This window comes from Algibacter sp. YIN40 (assembly GCF_057219435.1).
Window position 1 is genome coordinate 1037626 of record NZ_JBXVVC010000001.1, and the last position, 21074, is coordinate 1058699.

The window sequence follows — 21074 nt, forward strand, 5'->3', positions numbered from 1 at the left end:
GTTTTGTGTATGGTTAGTTGCGTGTTTGAGCAACTAATTTAGTAAACAAAAACGAACGCGAGAAAATTCCGAAGGAATTTTCCAGATGAGCACTTGCCAAAGCAATTAATTTTATACGTTGTTAGCATACGTTATTTATAGTTTCTTTAATAATTCATAATCATTATCGAAGTCCTCAACTTTTAATATTCTTTTTGGATTACAAGAACTTTCTCGATAAGCAATTTCAGGATTTCCATAGTCGACTTTAGTTCGATTAAAACACCCTTGCTTTTTTAGTACGACATAGATTGTTCCACTTTTCAAGTCATCATTCGATAATTCCAAACCACAATTGAAAGGTATTGTTTTAGAATGAGCAAAACTATTTCCATAATCGGCAGTATTTCCAAGATATGAACCGTAATCTTCCCATCTTCTAAATTTATATCCAAGTGTTCCTAAAAGTTTCAATTCTCCATTGTTCATTTGATATACCAAAATTGGTGGTAACGATGGATTATTATTGTCAGACGTTATTGAAACTCTTGCCATTATATGACTGTTTCCTCTTTTCGCATCTCTCAAAAAGTATTGACTTCCATAATCGTCAAAAGACCAACGTTTTCCTTTCCAAATCTTATCAAAACGTAGTGATAAATCTCCGAATTTAACTCTTGTAGTTGGTTTTAAAACTTTATATCCAAGTGCTTTTTTTCTTTCCGCATCAATTCTTTTTTGTTCAATTGTTCTGTCAATCTTTGCGATTTCTTTTGTGGCAATTGTTGCATCATTAGTTCCTTTGAAATTATCTACAATTCCTCTAAACTCTGTTTTCGCTCCATTCAGATTATTTTCGGTAAGTAGTTTTTTTGCTCGAATAAATCTGTTTTCTGCAGTATTCTTTATTTCAGTCAATTCAGCCGAACAGTTATTCAATTCCGCTTTTGTTTTTTCAAGTTCAGTTTTTAATTCAGATAACTGCTTTTGGGTTTCTCCATCTGAACAACTAAATAATGTTAATAATCCGAAAGTAAGTGCAAGTAATTTTCTTTTCATTCTGTTAATGCTTTGTAATAATTGTAAATCTATCACGAAAAATTTAATGGTTATTGCGGATTTCCGTAATGTATGCTAACGGTTTGGCTATGAGCAGTAGCGCCCTGCAGGGAGCTATTGCTTATAGGTTTTGTTAGGCAAAGTATTTATATACTCCTCTAGATATTCATGTAGCCCTTTTTCTGGTTGATCTAGCAAGTTTTTTTTGTACTCAAATTGTAGCTTATCTAATAGACGCATAGTGTTGAAACCAATTGTATAATGATAATCAGTTGCACCAGCATATACGAGGTAGTTAAAAGCATCATTATTCAAGTCTATTTCTTCAAATTCTGTATAATTAATAAACTTTGGATCATTAATGATTACTGGCGCATCTGGATTGTTAAAATAGCTGTTAAGAATAAACATACTTTTATATTCAATGTATCTGGCTGACCCTTCTTGAATGACGTAATAGTTTTCTACTTGTTCCAAATGTGGGTGTTCTTTATTGTATTTTGTAATCCTTTTATTTCGTGTATTTAAATACGCTGAAACCAATGAGTCACATATGGCTTTATCTTCTTCAGTAAGCGCAGTCATTAAAATGTTATTCTCATTTCGAATCATGGACAAGAACTGTTTATCTTCCTGACAAAGGGCGACTAAATTTCTGGAGTCGAAAGGTAAAACTCCGATTACTGTTTCCGCATATTTTACGTATTTCGAATTGTTATACTGAAAATGATGAAACATTTCATGAACAACCATGGTTGACCACATTTCTGTGCTTTCAACAGAAGGGATGTATTTTCCAATTTCTTCAACAGAAGAATATTGCTCTACAGGATTCTTAAAGAAGAATTCTAAAGAATCTTCTTCATTGAAACTAATCATTACTTCCATATGATAAGGAATACTGTCTGTCCTTTTTGTTAGCCAGTAATTGTCACTGTGTTTTTTGGATTTGTGTAATTTATTAACCACTTCCGAGTCTGGGAAGAACACTTCAGACCAATCTGCATCGAAGTAAATTAAAGTTCCTTCGTTATTCTTTGTCCCAAAGTCAGACCAAGTACTTTCAGCAACGGATTTTTTTAGGTCAAGAACTAAAGAAATTCTTCTTGTTGACAAACTATCAGGCAAGTCAAATTGACTCTCTAATTTCTTGCTTTCAAAGCTCGATTGAGAATCATTCTTCTGATTTTGGCATGCTGTTATCAGAATACAAACTCCAGCAATTAGTAAAAGGTTTATTTTCATTTTGTTCTATTTTGCCTAACTTGTTTATATGCGTATGTTTGTTCAGTATATTACTCTATTTTGGATGGCTATACTGAAGTTTTTGAAATTACTTACAACATTATTTATAACATCAAAAAAGGCAATGAGTGGAATAATGATGTAAAGGCCCCATCTTGCTTTTTTCCATAATTTTTCATTTTGTTCATCTTCTTTACTTATAAATTCTGATTTTTTGTTTTTGAAATATTTATAAATAAAATATCCAACAATAATCATTAATATAATTGGCAGAAAACCGATGAAATGTTCCATAATTGTTTTTGATAATACCGTGTTTGAAATTATTAGATAAACATTTATTTCTTGATTTTATCATTATAGAATTTTGATAAAATTCTTTTTCCATTAAAAATGAATAGAATTGCTAAAACAAGAAATAGATATATTTTGTACTGAACTTTACTTTCCAAATATGAAATAGTGTCAAAAAGATAAATAGCACAAACAATACCCAAAACAATTAAGACAAAACCTAAAAGCACAATTAAATAATATGCTAAAACTTTATTTTTTTTGTTCATAGTAGTATGTTTTCTATAAAAAACTGAATTTATTAATTGCTACAATATTAAGCTATCAATAATAACTTATCTAATAAATTTTTATTTAAATTAACTCTCTAAATGCAATACACAAAATATTTTTCTTTCATGGTCAAGGAGAACGGACAACCCAATTTTGATAATTACCAATTTAGGCGCATGATGAACATTATCTATTTAGAGGGTGTTATAAATGGTTTAAATAAGGTTAAAAGTGCCAATAAAGGAACTGACCAGTTTTACAAATATGATATTATTATTCATAAAGAAGAAATCAAACTAACCGAACAAACAGGAAATTTAAAACCTGAACTTTTATTCAAAGAAATGATACTAAATATTGAATAGATAAATAGATTTCTTTTTATCTTTAAATCATGGATGACGAGAAGCATGATAAAATCTTATTTATACTTTTTATTATTGTGGTAATATTGGCTGGGATAACATTACGCTAAATTAGTATGAAACAAAAAAAAATAACATTAAAGACTATTTTAATAATTGTTTTAATATTCATTGTTTTGGCAATTGGTCTACTCTTTGTTTGCAAAGATGCTTACGAAAATGTGAAGAATTGTCTTTATTAAATCGTTTAAAATGACCTTTTACATTGTAACGTATTTACAAAAAAAAGTTACTTTTAAGTAATGAACAAACTCTTACTCTTACTATATCTATTTTCATTTGTTTCATTTGCTCAAATTCCAGCATATTACGATGGTCTAGATTTTAGTCAAAATGGTGCTGAATTGGAAGAAGACCTTGTGATTTTAATTGGTTCTACACATACCAATCCGTTGCCTTATACATCAAGTTCGCCTGATACATGGGATGCTGTAAAGCAAACAGATTTAGTTCCTGGAGACACTCAAAATGTTCTGCTATTTTATGGGTTTGATAATGATGATGGTGATTCTGAAACTGATTATACTAGAGATAAAGATTTGTCCTGTCACACATCATCTTGTGGAGGTCTTTGGAATAGAGAACATGTTTATGCTAAATCCATTGCAAGCCCTTCTTTAACAACCGATGATCCAGGCTCTGGAACAGATGCTCATAATTTAAGAGCATGTGACGGAAATATGAATAGTACAAGAAGTAATAGATTATTTCAAGAAAGTAATGCAAATGTAAATTCTCACATTACTAGCAGTGGTAACTGGTATCCTGGAGATGAATGGAAAGGAGATGTTGCTCGCATAATTATGTACATGCACCTAAGATATCCTGCTCAATGTCCTGCTAATGATATTGGAACTGGAACTAATACAAATCATGCTGACATGCCTGATGTTTTTCTGCAATGGAATGTTGAAGACCCAGTATCTACTTATGAAACTCAAAGAAATACTGTTTTAGAGTCAATGCAAGGCAATAGAAACCCTTTTATTGACAATCCGTACCTAGCAACTAAAATTTGGGGAGGAGATTCTGCTGAAGATAAATGGGGTATATTAAGCACAATGGAATTAAATCTTAATCATGTGAAAATTTATCCTGTTCCTGTGAGTGACCGTTTATACATAACTAACAACACTTCAACTTATATTGATATAACAGTTTATAATGTTAATGGACAAAAAATAAGACTACCACAAACAAACAATTATTTAGATGTAGGGAAATTAAAAAATGGTTTTTACTATTTGCAAGTGAAAGAGCAAGAGGAAGTATCCACTTTTAAGTTTATTAAGAACTGATGACCTTATACGAGTTTAATACATTAGAACTAAACGAACGAATGGAAGCAGTTAACCAATACGGTACTTTTTTAGACAACTATGCAACTAAAGACATTCGCATCAACTGTTATGCAATAGATAAATTCTTTGTTGAGGTTGTTTATGATGGAGAGAATAACACTATTACTGAAGTAAGGAGTTTTAAATATGGTCATAGTTTAGATAAGTATTCAAATCTTAAAATTTAGGTTTATATTTATCTAATATGAAGACTAAAGAAGATAAGCAACCAAATGAACCTTTGAAAAAGAATATTGAGTACCAACGTGATATTTTAAAACCTATTAGAATAATTAATAATATTGAGTCTGTAATAGTTATTGTAATTGTTGTTGTTATAGTTGTTGGCTTAATATTAATCTACACACTTAATTAGTAACTAAACCCGTTTTTCTGTTTTTTTAAATAACTTACTTGAGAATTAATAATACTGAATATGGATTTTTTAGATATACTTACTAATTTATTTGTTTTGTTTTTTATCATCCTGTTGCCTTTGATGATATTTGGTTATAGAAATGGTTTAAGAAAAAAAAGTAGCGAAAATGAAAATAGAGGATGCTGGAAAGTTGTTTTTTTTATCACTTTGGTTATAACTATTATTTCATTATGTGGAATTGCTATTGTAGTTCTAGCAGTTGGTGCTATGAGTGGTGAATTTAGTTAATGTTATAAAACTCATTTTAAATATTTCTTGATAGAAAAGCGGTCATCTTCTTGACAAGTATGCTCCAAAGTTTCAATATAAAATCACAAGGCTTAAATAGTTTCAATAAAAAAAAGGATGTGAATTAACAGCATCCTTTTTGTAGATTTATTATGATTGATGATTTGATTGTATAAATATTCTTTTCTTTAGATGCTATACTATTATAGCGAACAGTAGATTTTCTTGGTTAATTTGTAACCCAATTCTTGCTCAATTTCTAATAATACCATATTAGCTATAGACTGACCTAAAACATCTTCACTATATAAAGCATTAAAGCCTTTTGGTAAATACTGCTTTGTATCAAAATTAAGTTCTACATCCTCTTCAATTTCAACAAGTTCAATAGTATTCCAATCTAAATCATCTTTACCCTTTAAAGCGTTAAAGCCTTTTGGCAAATATTGCTTTGTATCAAAATTAAGTTCTACATCCTCTTCAATTTCAACAAGTTCAATAGTATTCCAATCTAAATCATCTTTACCCTTTAAAGCGTTAAAGCCTTTTGGCAAATATTGCTTTGTATCAAAATTAAGTTCTACATCCTCTTCAATTTCAACAAGTTCAATAGTGCTGATATCTAAATTACTGGCTTGAAGGTTTTCGTTACTACTGAAAAGAGTTTTTCTTAAAGTACATTCTTCAAAGTTTTCGGTTTTGCATTCTGAACAAAGGTCAGAAGATTTCTTTGAATTAGCATTTGCATTAAATGTAAGCAACATGCTAAAAAGGAAAGCTAATTTATACATGACTTTTTGGTTTTAAGTTCTTTTAATCTATATATCAAATGACGAACAAAAATTTAATTTATTACACTATATCTATATTTTTAACCAATATTTAACGAATATTATTATAAATTAACATAATAAAAGTGTTATCATAAAAAAAAGTGTTCATAATTGAGAATATTATAATTTCCATCTAAAATACCATCATAGAACTGTAAAACACTCTAATTGGTCGATGTGTAAGGTTAAAACAAGCCCCATGCCCCCCAAATATCAAAAGAGGGTACAGGAATATAATGATGCATAATAATTTTTTCTGAAATCCCAATAAAAATGGTGACTTTGAGAGGTGTTAATGCTCTAAACCATTTATAATAGTTCATTTATAACTTTTTCATCAATAAAATAGATGTAATTTGTATTATATCAAGTAGTTACAATTTCAACCTAATAGAAGACTTCTTAAAACATTACCAAAGACAAAATAAAAAATTGAAGTGTTGATTTTTAGTTAAAAGTGTGGATTTTAGGTGAGATTATACCCTTTTACACATACTTAAAATAAAATCTGAAAAATTGTGGTGGATGTTATGAAGATTATATATTAGGTTTATTCTTATCTACTTTCTCAGTTAACATTTAATCGATTTAAGTAACTAACCCATTAAAAGTTAACTTTTTGTTGACGTCTAACACGGGATACAACAACTCTCTTCTTAGAGATTTATATAATTGTTAAAAGTTAACAAATTATAATACTATGCTTACAAAAATTCATTATTTTAGTTCATTACAAAAATATAAAAAACCTCTTAGATTTCGCTGTATTGAGGAAAAACCAAAATGATAAAATGGAAATAAACGCAATTGTATTTATTCCCTAGTTATGGGCAAGTGAAAAATTAAAGACTAAAAAATTCATATCTTTATAAGAATTAAAAATGGAAGCAAGAAACCATCAAAAAACTGGGCGAAACCGAAAAGCCAAACGAGTAGGAACACTAAATATAATTACGATGGAAATATTATTATGTCAAAAGAAGAAGCTCCCCAATAATGTATTATTTTTAAAATTTATATTTATTTTAACCTTGACGTTTACTCTAATTAATTGCACATCGAATAAATCGTCCTCCGCAGATATTATTAGGTCTGAAGCAGTAGAATCAAATCAGAATATGTATGTCATTGAAAGAGAAATTCCAGGAGCAGGTAATTTAACAGCCGAAGAACTAAAAGCTATTTCGCAAACATCTTGTGGTGTGTTAGAAGAAATGGGGTCAGAAATACATTGGATGCATAGTTATGTGACAGAAGACAAAATTTATTGTGTGTATACTGCTCCAAACGTGGAGATGGTTCGTGAACACGCAAAACAAGGAGGTTTTCCTGCTAATTCTGTAAGTAAAGTAGAAACGGTCATTGACCCAACTACTGCTGAATGAATCAATAAGCTAGCCATCTACTCAAACTGTATCATTAGAATCAAAAACCAGCCCATAACAACGTGTATAGTTCATTGCGTCGAAATTCCTTTCGGAATTTCCTCGCTGCTGAACAATGGTTTTCTTTCTTTTTGCTAACTTAGTACTCAACGCAACGAAACCATACACGAACACGTTGTACCCAATAGCAGCAAAAAAAAAATAATTAAATACCTTAACTATGAAGCATTCAAAAAAAATATGGTTAACCTTATCCACAATTTTATTAGTTTTTTTATTTGCCTGCAAAAATAATACTCAAAAATTTAATACGGAGTTAACCTCTTTAAATTTGCTTCAAGGTGATATTCTTTTATGTGGTAATGGTGATTTCGGAAAAGTTGACTGGGCACTTTCTTGTAGTTATGAAACTCGTGATAACTTTAATTTAGCTATTTCATTATTACACTCTTTTGAACACGATGAAGCTCAAAAAGCATTTGCGAAAGTAATTGCTAACGACCCTGAATGTGCTATGGCATATTGGGGTGTAGCTATGTGTAAATTTTATTCATTATGGAGGCCTCCCACAAATGCACAATTTAAAGAGGGAGCTTCCGCTATTAAAATTGCGCGTGCTATTTCTAATAAATCCGAAAAAGAAACAGATTATATTGAGGCTCTTGCCGAATTGTACACTAATTGGACTGAGGTTAAGCATAAAACCAGAATGAATAATTATGCAAACGCCATGGAAAAAATTCACACAAAATATTCTGATGATATTGAAGCTGCTATTTTCTATTCGTATGCTTTAGTCGCAGCCGCAGCCCTTACAGACAAAACTTATAAAAACCAATTGAAAGCAGCTGCTATTTTAAAGGATCTTTTTGCCGACCAACCAGACCATCCAGGAATAACGCATTACATCATTCATAGTTTTGACTATCCTGGGTTAGCTAATCAAGCTTTAGATGCAGCTAGAAGATATGCCGCTATAGCCCCAGCTTCAGCACATGCACAGCACATGCCATCTCACATTTTTACTCGCTTGGGGCTTTGGGAGGAATCCATTCAATCAAATAACAATGCTACTAATGCAGCTAAATGCTATGCTGAACAAGTAGAAATGGATGGCCATTGGGATGAAGAAATACACGGAACAGATTATTTAGTTTATGCTTATTTACAGGTCGGAAAACTCGAAGAGGCTCAAAAATTAGTCAACTACTTAAAATCAATAGATAATATAAGTCAAGTAGAACGTAAAGCTGCATATGCCTCTGCTTCCATTCCAGCACGTTTTTATTTAGAAACTAGACAATGGACTAAAGCTTCAGAACTAGAAATGATTTCTGATAAATATACAACAGAGAAATTCCCATGGCCCAATGGAATTACACATTTTGCGCGAATTTTAGGAGCTGTGAATACCAATAATATTGACGACGCAAAAGAAAATTTTGAGTTGTTAAAAATATGTCATCAATATTTAGTGAAAAGAGAAGATAATTATATGGCTACCCAAGTATTAATTATGGTAAAAGCGGCCGATGCCTGGATTAAATTTTTAGAAGGAAACAATCAAGAAGCATTAGCATTAATGAGAACATCTGCTGAATTGGAATATAATACAGAAAAACAACCTATAACACCAGGTGAGGTTTTATCTGCTCAAGAACTCTTAGGAGATTTATTAATGAAGCTGGACAAACCTGCTGAAGCCTTAGATGCCTATGAACTAAATTTAAGAATTCGACCAAACCGTTTTAATGGTATATATGGTGCAGCTATTGCAGCTAAACAATCTGGTATAACTGAAAAGGCTGAAACCTATTTCAAAGCATTAATAACACTTACAGAAAACTCGTCTAGTGACAGACAAGAAATAAAGGAAGCGAAAGAGTATATTGAAAAAATATAATTTGACATGAAAACTTAAACAAACTGATTTAAAGAAAAAAACAAAAATCTACTGGGTACAACACCGTGTATAAAACATAGTTGTTAAGTGCTAAATCACAAGTTATGTGCTTATTTACAAATACCGCCAAATTTTTAAATTTGGCTTATTGAAAAAAATAAAAACAAAGCATAAAAATTCGGCTCTGTGTTTAATCCGAAAATTAAGCGTCTTTTTACACGCTACGTTTCATACACAAGACCGTTAGCCACAATGCGAAAAAACCACCAACTATGAACAAAGCATTAATATTTGCAGTAGTTATTTTCATCACAATTACTGCGTGTAAGACGGAAACAAAAAAAGAAGAACCTGTCAAAATCGAGAAAGTCGAAAAGATTGACGAAACGCAAAAGATTGATGAATCTCAAAAAATTGAAAACGCATTTAATGTATTTAAAAATTTGTACGCAGAATTAATCGGATTTAAAAACGATGCTGACTTCAAAAAATTCGGATTTGGAGAAGGTGGAAAATATAGTGAATGGCTTAAAAAAGTCAGAGAATTTAAGCAAAATCCAGATTCCAAACTCTTAATAAAAAAAGGTATTTTAATTGAAGATTTAGAACAATTAGGAATGGCTTATGTTGGCTCGAAAGGAAGCGAAACGGAAGTCACAAAGACGTTCAATAAAATATTCAACGAAGCTATTTCGGACAAACCAATTACAGACGAAAAACCAACTTCTTCTGAAATTTCAAGTTACGACCAATTGAAAAAAGATTATGAGTTCTTTGGGAAATGGACAATATCAAATAGTACACTCAAAGAAAGTTATCCCTACGAAATTTATAAAAAAGGGAATGAATATATTGGAGTAATAATAAAAGACGTTCTTGATAAAAAAACTGAAATACTTATTAAAAAAGGTTCGGATTATTACGTGAAAGGAAGTAAATACGGAGAATATTATACAATTGACCAAAATCTTAATATGGCACTATTTGACAAAGACGGAGATTTGGCAAGTGTAGGATATAAAGCTACAAAAACGAATTAAGTACAGTGGCTAACACTGGCTATAATCCATTGCTCGCTAAATGGTAAACCAAAAAACATAGCATAATGAAAATTCATTCGATTTTTTCCAAACAATATATCCTTTGGTGGTTTATAATGGCAGTTGCGATATTTTTAAAAGTTATCCTTTTTGGATTTAACCCAAATGGTTTATCTAAAATGGAAGGATATGAAGAACGAGGTTTAATGTTTTGGATTATCGGAACTATGTTTTGTGCCATTATATTTTCTGCACCTTTTTATTTATTGTCACGCTTATTTTTGAAAAAGTGGAATCATAGAGTGTTTATGATTTTAATATCCATTTTTGTAGGTTTACTTGTCATCTTTAGTTTATAAAAGAATATGTTAGAATTCACAAAAGAAAATAAAAATATGATTGGTGTAATTATGGGAATTAGTTATACTCTTTATTTTAATTGGCAAAATAGTCAATACCCAATAGGTAGTACAATAGCATATTCCTTACCTTTTTTATTAGCCTCTGCTTTAATTGGTTTCGGGATTTCGAAATTTAGAAAGGATAATAATTTTGGAATTTACTTTGCTGTGATTTCTTTAATATTTGTAATAGCAAACATTTGAAATGACAAAAGAATTTCCAAAAGTAAAAACGTTTGCCAACAATGTATAAAAATAATAGCGGTATAATCTTTAAACGAAAGTAAGTAAATATAAAAAAGGTCTGTGTTCAACCGAAAATTTAGTACGTGAAAATCCGCTGATATTCTTATACTAGACTGTTAGATCTAATTAACCACAATAATAATAAAGACAGATATGATTCAAAAAAAACTAACCAAACTTGTCGGAATGAAAAAAACTGACTTTGACTTATTTGTTCAAAGCGGTCAAATCAAATTACAACAAGCCAAGTTAATTCCGACTTTGAAAACTGGTGATGAAATGGCTCTAACGTCAATATTTTTATCAACAGTAAGATTAGTTAAAGAATATAGAGACGGAATCTTTAAAAGTATCAAGTTAAGTAGAGCTGGGAAAGCATATTATTATACCGAAGCCTCTTTTCCTGACATCAGTTCATCTCGAATAGATGGATTAATAATAGTTGTTACAAAAGGAATAATTGCCGATGCTGTTTTCTTTGAAATGAAAAACAAAAACAATGGAATTGACCATAAACAAGTCGAAGACTATCTTTCAATTTCAAGAAACTTAAAGGTAAATAAGTTAGTAACTGTATCAAACGAGTTTGTTGCAGACTCGACACATTCACCTGTAAAAGTTAAGGTTCCTAGAAACATTTCATTGTATCATTTCTCATGGACTTACTTAATAACTAAAGGCAGGATATTACTTTTCAAAAATGACGTTAATATACAGGACGATGACCAAGTGGAGATAATGTCAGAAGCTTTGCATTATTTTGAAAGTTCAGTGTCTGGTATATCTGGTTTCATACAAATGAAGGCAGGTTGGAAGGAACTTGCCGAAAGTATCAGAGCGCAAAAAGCTCTAAAACAATCAGATAAATTTATTGAGGAAGCTGTTCTAAGTTGGTATGAGGAGGAAAAAGATATGGCTTTACTTTTAAGCAGAAAACTTGGAGTTTTAGTTAAATCCTCATCTAAAAATACAGAAAGCCTCAAAAAGGACATTAAGAAAGTTATAAACGATAATTGTATTACAGGAGAATTAATTATTAAAAATGCAGCTTCTGACATAAAACTTATCGCTGAATTTGAAAGGCGAATGGTCGCAATGTCAGTTAAGTTGACACCACCTTTAGATAGAGGTAATAAGGCAAAAATTACTTGGATTGGAAAACAATTGGAAAATTGCAAAAAGAAAAATGATGTTTTGTTTTCAAAATTGGAAAAGGAATTAATAATCGAAGCTGACATTAAATATGCTAAAGCCAACATAAAAGTCAAATTATCGGAATTAGACGAGTTAATTGAATTGACTAAAGACAAAGATATTCAAGCATTCAAAATCACTTTGAACAGAGGATTTGGGGCAGGTTTTGCGAGCGTGAAAAAATTTATAGTTCTGATTGATAATATGGTTTTAGAATATTATGAGGGTATTGTTCAGTACGTAAGTACTTGGACAAGACCAACACCGAAAATTGTAAAAACAGAAATAATAAATAACTAGAGCTAATAATGGAAGGATAATGAGAGAATAAGCACTAAGCCGCTACTATACCGCTACTATAAAAATAATAAAACCCTGTATATCAAATGATTAACAGGGTTATTTAGTACTCAAGGTGGGAATCGAACCCACACTTCCGAAGAAACTGGATTTTGAATCCAGCGCGTCTACCAATTCCGCCACTTGAGCATTTCAGCGTTTACCTCCCGATAGCCATCGGGATCGCCACTTGAGCATTTTGGACAGCAAAAATATAGATTTTTTCAATATTAATCGTAAAAATACCAGTCAATATACTTTTTAGGTTAAAATAAATGTATAAATTTGCACCTCGCTTAAAATAAGGTGCTGTTTAGCACTGCAAAACAACTAGTTAACTATGCCTATTGTAATTACAGAAGCTAAAATTTTTGCATGTACACAAAGTATGATTCTTGGTAAAAAAATTGCTAAGGCTTTTGGAGCAGATTTAGGTAATGTAATTACTTCTACTTATAGTGATGGTGAGTTTCAGCCGTCTTATGAAGAATCTATTAGAGGAACTAGAATTTTTATTATAGGTTCTACCAATCCAGGACCAGAAAATTTAATGGAAATGTTGTTAATGATTGATGCAGCTAAGCGTGCATCAGCAAGACATATAACAGCAGTATTACCATATTTTGGATGGGCAAGGCAAGACAGAAAAGATAAGCCGAGAGTGCCAATTGCAGCTAAGTTGGTGGCCAAAATGCTTGAATCAGCCGGCGCAACTCGCATTATTACTATGGATTTGCATGCCGACCAAATACAAGGCTTTTTCGAAAGACCTGTTGATCATTTATTTGCATCTACTATTTTCTTGCCTTATTTAAGAAGTTTAAATTTAGATAATTTAACAATAGCTTCTCCAGATATGGGAGGTTCTAAAAGAGCCTATGCGTATTCTAAGGCATTAAAAAGTGATGTAGTTATCTGTTATAAACAAAGAGCAAAAGCTAATGTGATTTCTCACATGGAACTTATTGGTAATGTAGAAGGAAAGAATGTTGTATTGGTGGATGATATGGTTGATACCGCTGGCACACTAACAAAAGCAGCAGATTTAATGATGGAGCGTGGAGCACTTAGTGTAAGAGCTATTTGTACACATCCTATTCTATCTGGTAACGCATATGAAAATATAAACAATTCAAAATTAGAAGAATTAATAGTTACAGACTCTATTCCGGTTAAAACTTTAAGTGATAAAATTAAAGTTTTAAGTTGTTCAGATTTATTTGCACAGGTAATGGAGAAAGTTCACAACAATCAATCAATAAGTTCAAAATTTGTGATGTAAAGTCACTTAAAAAAAGAATATTAATTAAATTATATAAATAGAAAATGAAATCAATTACAATCAACGGATCTCAAAGAGAAAGCGTGGGCAAAAAAGCAACAAAAGCCTTACGTAATGCTGGTCAGGTTCCTTGCGTATTATACGGAGGAGACAAGCCAGTGCATTTCTCAGCACCAGAATTAGCTTTCTCAAAACTAGTATATACGCCTAACGCGCATACAGTTGTGATTGAGCTAGACAACGGCGAAACTTTAAGCGCAGTACTTCAAGACATTCAATTTCACCCAGTAACAGATAGAATTTTGCACATAGATTTCTATCAATTATTTGAAGATAAAGAAATTGCATTAAACATCCCAGTACAACTTGTTGGTAACTCTAAAGGTGTTAAAAATGGAGGTGTTTTAAAAAGAAATAACAGAAAACTTCGTATTAAAGCTTTACCAGCAAACTTACCAGATTTTATAGAGATAGATATTACACCTTTAAAAATTGGTGATAAAGTTGCTGTAGGTGATTTACCTAGTGGAGATTACACTTTTTTACATAACGATAACACTGTAGTATGTCGAGTTAGTACATCTCGAGTTGCGATTGAAGATGAAGAAGATGAAGAAGAGTTAGAAGAAGGAGCAGAAGGAGCGGAAGCACCAGCAGCAGAAGGGGCGGAAGCACCAGTAGCTCAAGAATAGAAATTATTCTCAATTAAATAGTAAAAAGCATCCTGATTTATTCGGGATGCTTTTTTATTTTTGTTAAAAGAAGAAACTTTTATGTGTCAGTTTTTAATCAATTTATTTAGAAAAAAAACATATGTAAAAGAGCAAAATCCTATGAAGAAATTTTTGATTGTTGGCTTAGGTAATATTGGCGAGGAATACGAAAATACGCGTCATAATATAGGCTTTAAAATATTAGATTATTTTGCTAAAAAGGAAGATCTAACTTTTGAAACCCAAAAGTTAGGAGATGTGACCACCTATAAACTAAAAGGGAGAACCTTCATTTTTTTAAAGCCAAGTACCTATATGAATTTAAGCGGAAAAGCTGTTCAGTATTGGTTAACGAAGGAAAAAGTTCCTTTAGAAAATCTATTGGTCATTACTGACGATTTAAATTTGCCTTTCGGAAGCATTCGTGTAAAAACTAAAGGTAGTGATGGAGGACATAATGGATTAAAGGATATTCAAGATAAATTGAATACCACAAAATATAACCGATTTAGATTCGGAATTAGTGATGCCTTTGGTAAGGGGAGGCAAACTGATTATGTCTTAGGTGAGTGGTCCAAAGATGAAAACGAAAAACTACTCGAACGATTTGAAAAATCGGTTGGTCTAATAAAATCGTTTGTTTTAGCAGGTGTTAACAATACTATGAATGCTTTTAATGGAACGTAAAAGGGCTACTGTAATTAATCAAACATTTGATAGACTCTTATTAAAATCGTATTATTGTTAGTAAGTACCCTCAGAATCAAAAAAATATTATTATGAAAAAACCTATTGGTATAATCTTCACCATTCTGTTTTTTGCGAGCTTTTTAACTTTCGGTCAAAATGATAAAAAGCCAAGGAAATTAGATCGTTGTGGGACCTATGAATATAACCAACAACTTTTAAAAGAACACCCCACAATGATGGGGAGTAAGGTTTTTGAAGATAAATTGAGGCTGTTAATTGACGCATACAATGTTCAGAAGTCTTTAAATTCAAGTAAAAGAGCAGTAATAACAATTCCCGTAGTAGTGCATATATTGCATAATGGAGAACCTATAGGTAGTGGCCCCAATATAAGTGATGCTCAAGTGATTTCACAAATTAAGGTGCTTAATGAGGATTTTAGAAAAATGAATGGATCTAGAGGAGATGGCGGTGGCGTTGATGTGGAAATAGAGTTTGTTTTAGCTAAAACAGATCCAAGTGGTTGCACAACCAATGGAATAGATAGAGTGAATATCGGGCAAGATGGTATAAGTGAAAGTAGCCAATCAGATGCTCAAAATCAAATGAATGCGCTAAAACCGACATCCATTTGGGATCGTGATTTATACCTAAATATGTGGACAGTAAAGTTTAAAGGTGGGTCTCAACTTTTAGGTTATGCTCAAGGACCTGGAGGGCCATCAAATACAGATGGAGTGGTTACAGATTATAAGTTTTTTGGAAGCAATGATGACCCAAACGTTACGGTATTCGGCCCCTTTAACTTAGGAAGAACTACTACTCATGAAGTAGGACATTTTTTAGGGTTAGCCCATATTTGGGGAGATGGTGATTGTAGTGTTGATGATGGTGTTTCAGACACACCTATTAGTGGTGAACCTAATTATGGTTGTCCTACAGTTATTCCTGATACCTGTCCGCTCGAAGTAGATGATGATATGATTGAGAATTATATGGATTATTCTGATGATGTCTGTTTTGACACCTTTACAGATGGGCAAAAAACCGTAATGCAAGCTATTTTAGCTGGAAGTAGGTCTAGTTTAGTTTCATCAACGACTGACGATTTAATTTCTGGTGTTAATAATGATGCAAATGTACAAGTCGTATTTTTAGATACGCCTAGTTGTACCTTTAATATGACTCCTACGATTAGAGTTACAAATTATGGAGATGTTATTTTAAGTAGTGCAAGTATTTCATATAATATCGATGGAGGTTCTTCTTTAATATATAACTGGACAGGATCGTTAGCGAAAGGTGCTTCCGAGCTTGTTAATTTACCATTGGCTACTTCAACGGCTGGAAATCATATCTTTAATATTAATGTTACCAGTGCTAATGGATCTGCAGACCAAAGAAGTTGTAATAACACTGATAGCGCTAATTTTATAATAAGTGACATTTACGGTTCAGCTTCAAAAGTAATTTTAACGCTTGTTTTGGATGATTTTGCTGCAGAAACAAGTTGGGAGTTTAGGGATGGTAGTAATACTCTTTTGGCGTCTTCACCAACTTATAGTACTTCTGATAACAATAGCACTAAGATTGAAGAATTTAATGTAAATCTTAATGAATGTTATAAGTTTACAATTTTCGACGCTGAAAATGATGGTATTTGCTGTGCCTATGGAAATGGTTCATATGAGCTTAAAACAGATAATGACGATATAATTGCAATTGGTGGTAACTTTACTAATTCAGAAATAACAAACATTTATACAGCAACTTTAGGAGTAAATGATTATTTTGAGAAGAATAAAATAGTGTTATACCCTAACCCAGTTGTAAGTAAGTTGAATATTAAATTACCTCAGAATAGTGATTTACCAGACACTTACAAAGTTTATAATATGCTGGGACAATTGGTCAAAGAAAATCGTGTGGATGCAGCTTCTCAACTTAGTATTAATGTTGAAAGTCTTAGCGAAGGGTTTTATTTTATGAAAATAATTAAAGATGGTCAATCTATATCCTTACGATTTATCAAAAAATAGAAGTATTGAAATTAATAATACAACAAAAGAGGACTCTATAATTCAGTCCTCTTTTATATTTTTGTAAAAACTTCAAGCTTGAAAATCAGCAATAGTCTTAATTTAGTATCTAATACAGAAACAGTAGTTACCATCGGTACCTTCGATGGTGTTCACATTGGGCATCAAAAAATTATATCTCGTCTTGTAAACACAGCTTCAGAGCACGATTTAAAATCGGCAATCCTCACTTTTTTTCCGCATCCTAGAATGGTTTTGCAAAAGGATTCTAATATAAAATTAATAAATACAATTGATGAGCGTTATGAGATTCTTGAAAGCCTTGGGTTAGATTTCTTATTTATTAAAAAGTTTAGCAAAACCTTTTCACGAAAGAGTGCAGAAGATTTTGTAAAAGAATTATTGGTTGATAAATTAAATGCTAAAAAAGTGATTATTGGTTACGATCATAGATTCGGTAGAAATAGAAACGCAGACATAGAGGATTTAAAACATTTTGGTGTTAAGTATAATTTTGAGGTTGAGGAAATTTCAGCCCAGGATATTGATGAGGTTTCAGTTAGCTCAACAAAAATTAGACATGCTTTATATGAAGGAAATGTAGCGAAAGCCAATAGTTATCTGGGTTATAAATTCATGCTTACAGGTATTGTTTCAAAAGGAAAAGGATTAGGTAGACAAATAGGGTTTCCAACAGCAAATATTAAAATTCAAGAAGATTATAAGTTAATACCAAAACAAGGATCTTATGTAGTGTGCACTATTATTGATAGTAAAACTACTTATGGCATGATGAATATAGGAGTTAACCCCACAGTTAATGGTGAAGAGGAGTCTATTGAAGTTCACTTTTTTGATTTTGATGAATACATCTATGATAAAAAACTTAAGATTGAGTTGTTAGAGCGTTTACGAGATGAGAAAAAATTTGATTCAGTTGAAGATTTAAAAACTCAATTATCGCTAGATAAAGCAACAGCACTTAATTATATAGCAATCAACTATGCTAAATAAACTGTTATTTAGACATATTGATAATTCTGCATTAGTAGTTTTTCGAATAATTTTTGGGCTATTATGTTTTTTAGAATCCTTTGGAGCTATTTTAACTGGCTGGGTTAAACGTGTTTTGATTGACCCGAAATTCACATTTTCATTTATTAATTTCGAATGGTTACAACCACTTCCTGGGAATGGCATGTACATATACTATGTAGTCATGTCGGTTTTTGCATTACTGGTTATGGTTGGTTACAAATACCGTTTAAGCATAATAAGTTTTACACTATTATGGGCAGGAACTTATTTCATGCAAAAGTCGGCTTATAATAACCACTATTATTTGTTGATGCTTTTAAGTGCCATAATGGTCTTTTTACCAGCAAATAAATTTGCTTCAGTTGATGCAAAATTAAACCCTCAAGTAAAAAATATCTCCATGCCCAATTGGTGCGGCTTGGTGTTTATTTTTCAGCTTTTCATAGTTTATACCTATGCATCAGCAGCAAAATTATATCCAGATTGGTTAAATGCCAATGTTACAGGGTTACTTATGAGCGACAAAGCTGATTACTTTTTAATTGGTGAGTTACTTCAAAAAAAATGGCTACATTATATTTTGGCGTATGGGGGGATTTTATTCGATGGATTAATTATACCCTTGTTGCTTTTTAAGTCTACGCGCAAATGGGCATTTATAATTTCTATTTTCTTCCATTTATTTAATTCAATAGTATTCCAAATAGGGATTTTTCCTTATTTGTCATTAGCATTTATATTATTCTTTTTTGAACCAAAAACCATTCAGAGGCTATTTTTAAAGAACAAATTATTTTATGATAAGGAAGAAATAATCCTGCCGTCTTATCGTAACATTTTAATTGTTGTTGGCGCTGGGTATTTCATAATACAATTAGTGCTACCAATAAGACATCATTTTATTGAAGATAATGTGTTGTGGACCGAAGAAGGTCATAGAATGTCATGGCGTATGATGTTAAGAGCCAAATCGGGAATTACAACATACCGAGTTGTAAATAATGAGACTAAAAAAGTATTTGTAGTAGACATGGATCAGTATTTATCTAGAAAACAAAAACAATCGGCAAGCACGAAACCTGATGTAATTTGGCAATTCGTACAATATTTGAACACAATATTTGAGAATGACGGACAAGATGTTTCAGTGTATGTTGATTCTAAAATAAGCATCAATGGAAAACCTTTTAAAACACTAATTGACCCCGAAGTGGATTTGACGAATGCTTCATGGAATATGTTTAAACATAACGACTGGATTTTACCTTCAAAAGAGGACTAGTTTTCTGCGTAATTGATTAAATTTGTCCCTTAAATCTTTAACTCATGTTACAAGTTCCGTTTATTAGAGAAAACAAAGATTTGGTAATTTCTCGATTAGCAAAAAGAAACATTGATGCTACCGATATGATTGACCAAGTAATTGTTTTGGATGAGGATAGAAGACGTATTCAAACAGAATTGGATAATACGTTGGCTGAGTCGAATACCATTTCTAAAGAAATTGGGAATTTGTTTAAAGGGGGTAAAGCTCAAGAAGCTAATGATTTAAAAGAAGGAACGAAAAATAGAAAAATAAACATTAAGAATTTAGAATCTAGACTTAAATCAATTGTAGAGAATTTAAACGAGTTATTATATAAAATACCTAATGTTCCAAACGAGCTTGTCCCTGCAGGAAACACCGATGAAGATAATGAAGAAATTTTTAAGGAAGGAGATATCCCTGTGTTACATAGTGATGCTTTACCGCATTGGGAACTTGCTAAAAAATACGACATTATAGATTTTGAATTGGGGAATAAAATTACGGGTGCTGGATTCCCTGTTTATAAAGGAAAGGGAGCTAGATTACAACGTGCTTTAATTGCTTATTTCTTAGACAAAAATACAGAAGCTGGCTACACAGAGTATCAATTACCACATTTAGTAAATGAAGCGTCTGGGTTTGGTACAGGACAATTGCCAGATAAGGAAGGGCAGATGTATCATGTAACTGAAGATAACCTGTATTTAATCCCAACTGCAGAGGTTCCTGGCACAAATATTTTTAGAGACACTTTACTTAACGAAGAAGATTTACCTATTGGAATAACTGGCTACACACCATGTTTTCGTAGGGAAGCCGGTAGTTATGGCGCACATGTAAGAGGTTTAAATAGATTACATCAATTTGATAAAGTTGAAATTTTACGAATTGAACACCCAACACAATCTTATAAAGCTTTAGATGGTATGGTAAATCATGTAAAGTCTATTCTACAAGAATTAAAATTACCATATAGAATCTTAAGACTTTGCGGTGGTGATTTAGGGTTTACATCTGCTTTAACTTATGATTTTGAGGTGTTTTCAACTGCTCAAGACCGCTGGTTAGAAATATCATCTATTTCAAACTTTGAAACTTTTCAAGCTAATAGGCTTAAGCTTCGATTTAAGAATGCTGATGGTAAAAATCAATTAGCTCATACGCTAAATGGGAGTTCGTTAGCATTACCTCGTGTATTAGCTGGAATTTTAGAAAATTACCAAACAAAAGATGGTATTGTAATCCCAGAAGTTCTTCAATCTTATACAGGGTTCAGTATTATTAATTAAATAAGAAAGAAAAATCTTTCAAATTAATGATAATTCATAAAATAAATCGATAAAATGCAAATTATCGATGCTGTTTAACGATTTTTATTCA

Annotated in this window: 23 protein-coding genes and 1 tRNA gene; 18 read left to right on the forward strand and 6 right to left on the reverse strand. The window is 31.6% G+C overall.

Translation table 11 applies throughout. From position 1 onward, the window contains the following. Nucleotides 1–135: 135 nt before the first annotated feature. From AC2D6V_RS04865 to AC2D6V_RS04875, 3 genes are all read right to left on the reverse strand, one after another. The gene (locus AC2D6V_RS04865) at nucleotides 136–1038 is read right to left on the reverse strand and encodes a hypothetical protein (RefSeq protein ID WP_484646924.1); all 903 of its coding nucleotides are present in this window, start codon (nucleotides 1036–1038) and stop codon (nucleotides 136–138) included. Between the two features lie 114 nt (nucleotides 1039–1152). Next, nucleotides 1153–2283, reverse strand: coding sequence for a hypothetical protein (locus AC2D6V_RS04870; RefSeq protein ID WP_484646925.1), 1131 nt, complete (start codon nucleotides 2281–2283; stop codon nucleotides 1153–1155). Between the two features lie 42 nt (nucleotides 2284–2325). After that, complete coding sequence (locus tag AC2D6V_RS04875) at nucleotides 2326–2577, reverse strand: hypothetical protein (RefSeq protein ID WP_484646926.1); 252 nt, start codon at nucleotides 2575–2577, stop codon at nucleotides 2326–2328. 371 nt (nucleotides 2578–2948) lie between these two features. Between AC2D6V_RS04875 and AC2D6V_RS04880 the strand changes: the two genes are divergently transcribed. The 5 genes from AC2D6V_RS04880 to AC2D6V_RS04900 all read left to right on the forward strand — a co-directional run bounded on the left by AC2D6V_RS04880 (nucleotide 2949) and on the right by AC2D6V_RS04900 (nucleotide 5282). Continuing rightward, a complete protein-coding gene (locus AC2D6V_RS04880; RefSeq protein WP_484646927.1) occupies nucleotides 2949–3215 on the forward strand; it encodes a hypothetical protein in 267 nt (88 codons plus the stop codon). Nucleotides 3216–3517: 302 nt separating this feature from the next. Beyond that, nucleotides 3518–4573, forward strand: a complete 1056-nt coding sequence (locus AC2D6V_RS04885; RefSeq protein WP_484646928.1) for an endonuclease — start codon at nucleotides 3518–3520, stop codon at nucleotides 4571–4573. Continuing rightward, entirely contained in the window at nucleotides 4573–4803 is a 231-nt protein-coding gene (locus tag AC2D6V_RS04890; protein WP_484646929.1) for a hypothetical protein, read from the forward strand. Before AC2D6V_RS04885 ends, AC2D6V_RS04890 begins: the two co-directional genes overlap by 1 nt. Before the next feature lie 17 nt (nucleotides 4804–4820). Then, nucleotides 4821–4991 (forward strand): hypothetical protein, encoded by a 171-nt coding sequence (locus AC2D6V_RS04895; protein WP_484646930.1) that lies wholly within the window; start codon nucleotides 4821–4823, stop codon nucleotides 4989–4991. Nucleotides 4992–5051: 60 nt separating this feature from the next. Then, a complete protein-coding gene (locus AC2D6V_RS04900) occupies nucleotides 5052–5282 on the forward strand; it encodes a hypothetical protein (protein WP_484646931.1) in 231 nt (76 codons plus the stop codon). 203 nt (nucleotides 5283–5485) lie between these two features. On the opposite strand, the gene AC2D6V_RS04905 is transcribed toward AC2D6V_RS04900, so the two are convergent. Both AC2D6V_RS04905 and AC2D6V_RS04910 read right to left on the reverse strand, forming a co-directional pair. Further along, nucleotides 5486–6073, reverse strand: a complete 588-nt coding sequence (locus AC2D6V_RS04905) for a hypothetical protein (protein WP_484646932.1) — start codon at nucleotides 6071–6073, stop codon at nucleotides 5486–5488. A gap of 227 nt (nucleotides 6074–6300) precedes the next feature. Further along, entirely contained in the window at nucleotides 6301–6438 is a 138-nt protein-coding gene (locus AC2D6V_RS04910) for a hypothetical protein (protein ID WP_484646933.1), read from the reverse strand. A 558-nt stretch (nucleotides 6439–6996) separates the two neighbouring features. Here AC2D6V_RS04910 and AC2D6V_RS04915 point away from each other — a divergent pair. The 6 genes from AC2D6V_RS04915 (at nucleotide 6997) to AC2D6V_RS04940 (ending at nucleotide 12584) form a co-directional block, all read left to right on the forward strand. Next, nucleotides 6997–7500: a DUF4242 domain-containing protein gene (locus AC2D6V_RS04915; RefSeq protein WP_484646934.1), complete on the forward strand. Its 504-nt coding sequence runs from the start codon at nucleotides 6997–6999 to the stop codon at nucleotides 7498–7500. A gap of 220 nt (nucleotides 7501–7720) precedes the next feature. After that, nucleotides 7721–9403: a tetratricopeptide repeat protein gene (locus tag AC2D6V_RS04920; RefSeq protein WP_484646935.1), complete on the forward strand. Its 1683-nt coding sequence runs from the start codon at nucleotides 7721–7723 to the stop codon at nucleotides 9401–9403. 272 nt (nucleotides 9404–9675) lie between these two features. After that, the gene (locus AC2D6V_RS04925) at nucleotides 9676–10443 is read left to right on the forward strand and encodes a hypothetical protein (RefSeq protein ID WP_484646936.1); all 768 of its coding nucleotides are present in this window, start codon (nucleotides 9676–9678) and stop codon (nucleotides 10441–10443) included. 65 nt (nucleotides 10444–10508) lie between these two features. Then, nucleotides 10509–10802, forward strand: coding sequence for a hypothetical protein (locus AC2D6V_RS04930; protein WP_484646937.1), 294 nt, complete (start codon nucleotides 10509–10511; stop codon nucleotides 10800–10802). Between the two features lie 6 nt (nucleotides 10803–10808). Continuing rightward, nucleotides 10809–11048, forward strand: coding sequence for a hypothetical protein (locus tag AC2D6V_RS04935; protein ID WP_484646938.1), 240 nt, complete (start codon nucleotides 10809–10811; stop codon nucleotides 11046–11048). A gap of 228 nt (nucleotides 11049–11276) precedes the next feature. Next, nucleotides 11277–12584: a hypothetical protein gene (locus AC2D6V_RS04940; protein WP_484646939.1), complete on the forward strand. Its 1308-nt coding sequence runs from the start codon at nucleotides 11277–11279 to the stop codon at nucleotides 12582–12584. Between the two features lie 107 nt (nucleotides 12585–12691). Here AC2D6V_RS04940 and AC2D6V_RS04945 read toward each other — a convergent pair. After that, nucleotides 12692–12773, reverse strand: a tRNA-Leu gene (locus tag AC2D6V_RS04945). A 190-nt stretch (nucleotides 12774–12963) separates the two neighbouring features. Between AC2D6V_RS04945 and AC2D6V_RS04950 the strand changes: the two genes are divergently transcribed. From AC2D6V_RS04950 to serS, 7 genes are all read left to right on the forward strand, one after another. Beyond that, nucleotides 12964–13905, forward strand: a complete 942-nt coding sequence (locus tag AC2D6V_RS04950; RefSeq protein ID WP_484646940.1) for a ribose-phosphate pyrophosphokinase — start codon at nucleotides 12964–12966, stop codon at nucleotides 13903–13905. A gap of 44 nt (nucleotides 13906–13949) precedes the next feature. Continuing rightward, a complete protein-coding gene (locus AC2D6V_RS04955; RefSeq protein ID WP_484646941.1) occupies nucleotides 13950–14597 on the forward strand; it encodes a 50S ribosomal protein L25/general stress protein Ctc in 648 nt (215 codons plus the stop codon). Between the two features lie 81 nt (nucleotides 14598–14678). Continuing rightward, nucleotides 14679–15305, forward strand: a complete 627-nt coding sequence (gene pth, locus AC2D6V_RS04960; RefSeq protein WP_484646942.1) for an aminoacyl-tRNA hydrolase — start codon at nucleotides 14679–14681, stop codon at nucleotides 15303–15305. A gap of 92 nt (nucleotides 15306–15397) precedes the next feature. Then, nucleotides 15398–17347: a T9SS type A sorting domain-containing protein gene (locus AC2D6V_RS04965; protein ID WP_484646943.1), complete on the forward strand. Its 1950-nt coding sequence runs from the start codon at nucleotides 15398–15400 to the stop codon at nucleotides 17345–17347. 78 nt (nucleotides 17348–17425) lie between these two features. Continuing rightward, nucleotides 17426–18361 (forward strand): bifunctional riboflavin kinase/FAD synthetase, encoded by a 936-nt coding sequence (locus AC2D6V_RS04970; protein WP_484646944.1) that lies wholly within the window; start codon nucleotides 17426–17428, stop codon nucleotides 18359–18361. Continuing rightward, nucleotides 18351–19667, forward strand: coding sequence for an HTTM domain-containing protein (locus AC2D6V_RS04975; protein ID WP_484646945.1), 1317 nt, complete (start codon nucleotides 18351–18353; stop codon nucleotides 19665–19667). The genes AC2D6V_RS04970 and AC2D6V_RS04975 overlap by 11 nt, the downstream gene beginning before the upstream one ends. A gap of 44 nt (nucleotides 19668–19711) precedes the next feature. Continuing rightward, nucleotides 19712–20983 (forward strand): serine--tRNA ligase, encoded by a 1272-nt coding sequence (serS, locus tag AC2D6V_RS04980; protein WP_484646946.1) that lies wholly within the window; start codon nucleotides 19712–19714, stop codon nucleotides 20981–20983. Nucleotides 20984–21074 lie beyond the last annotated feature (91 nt).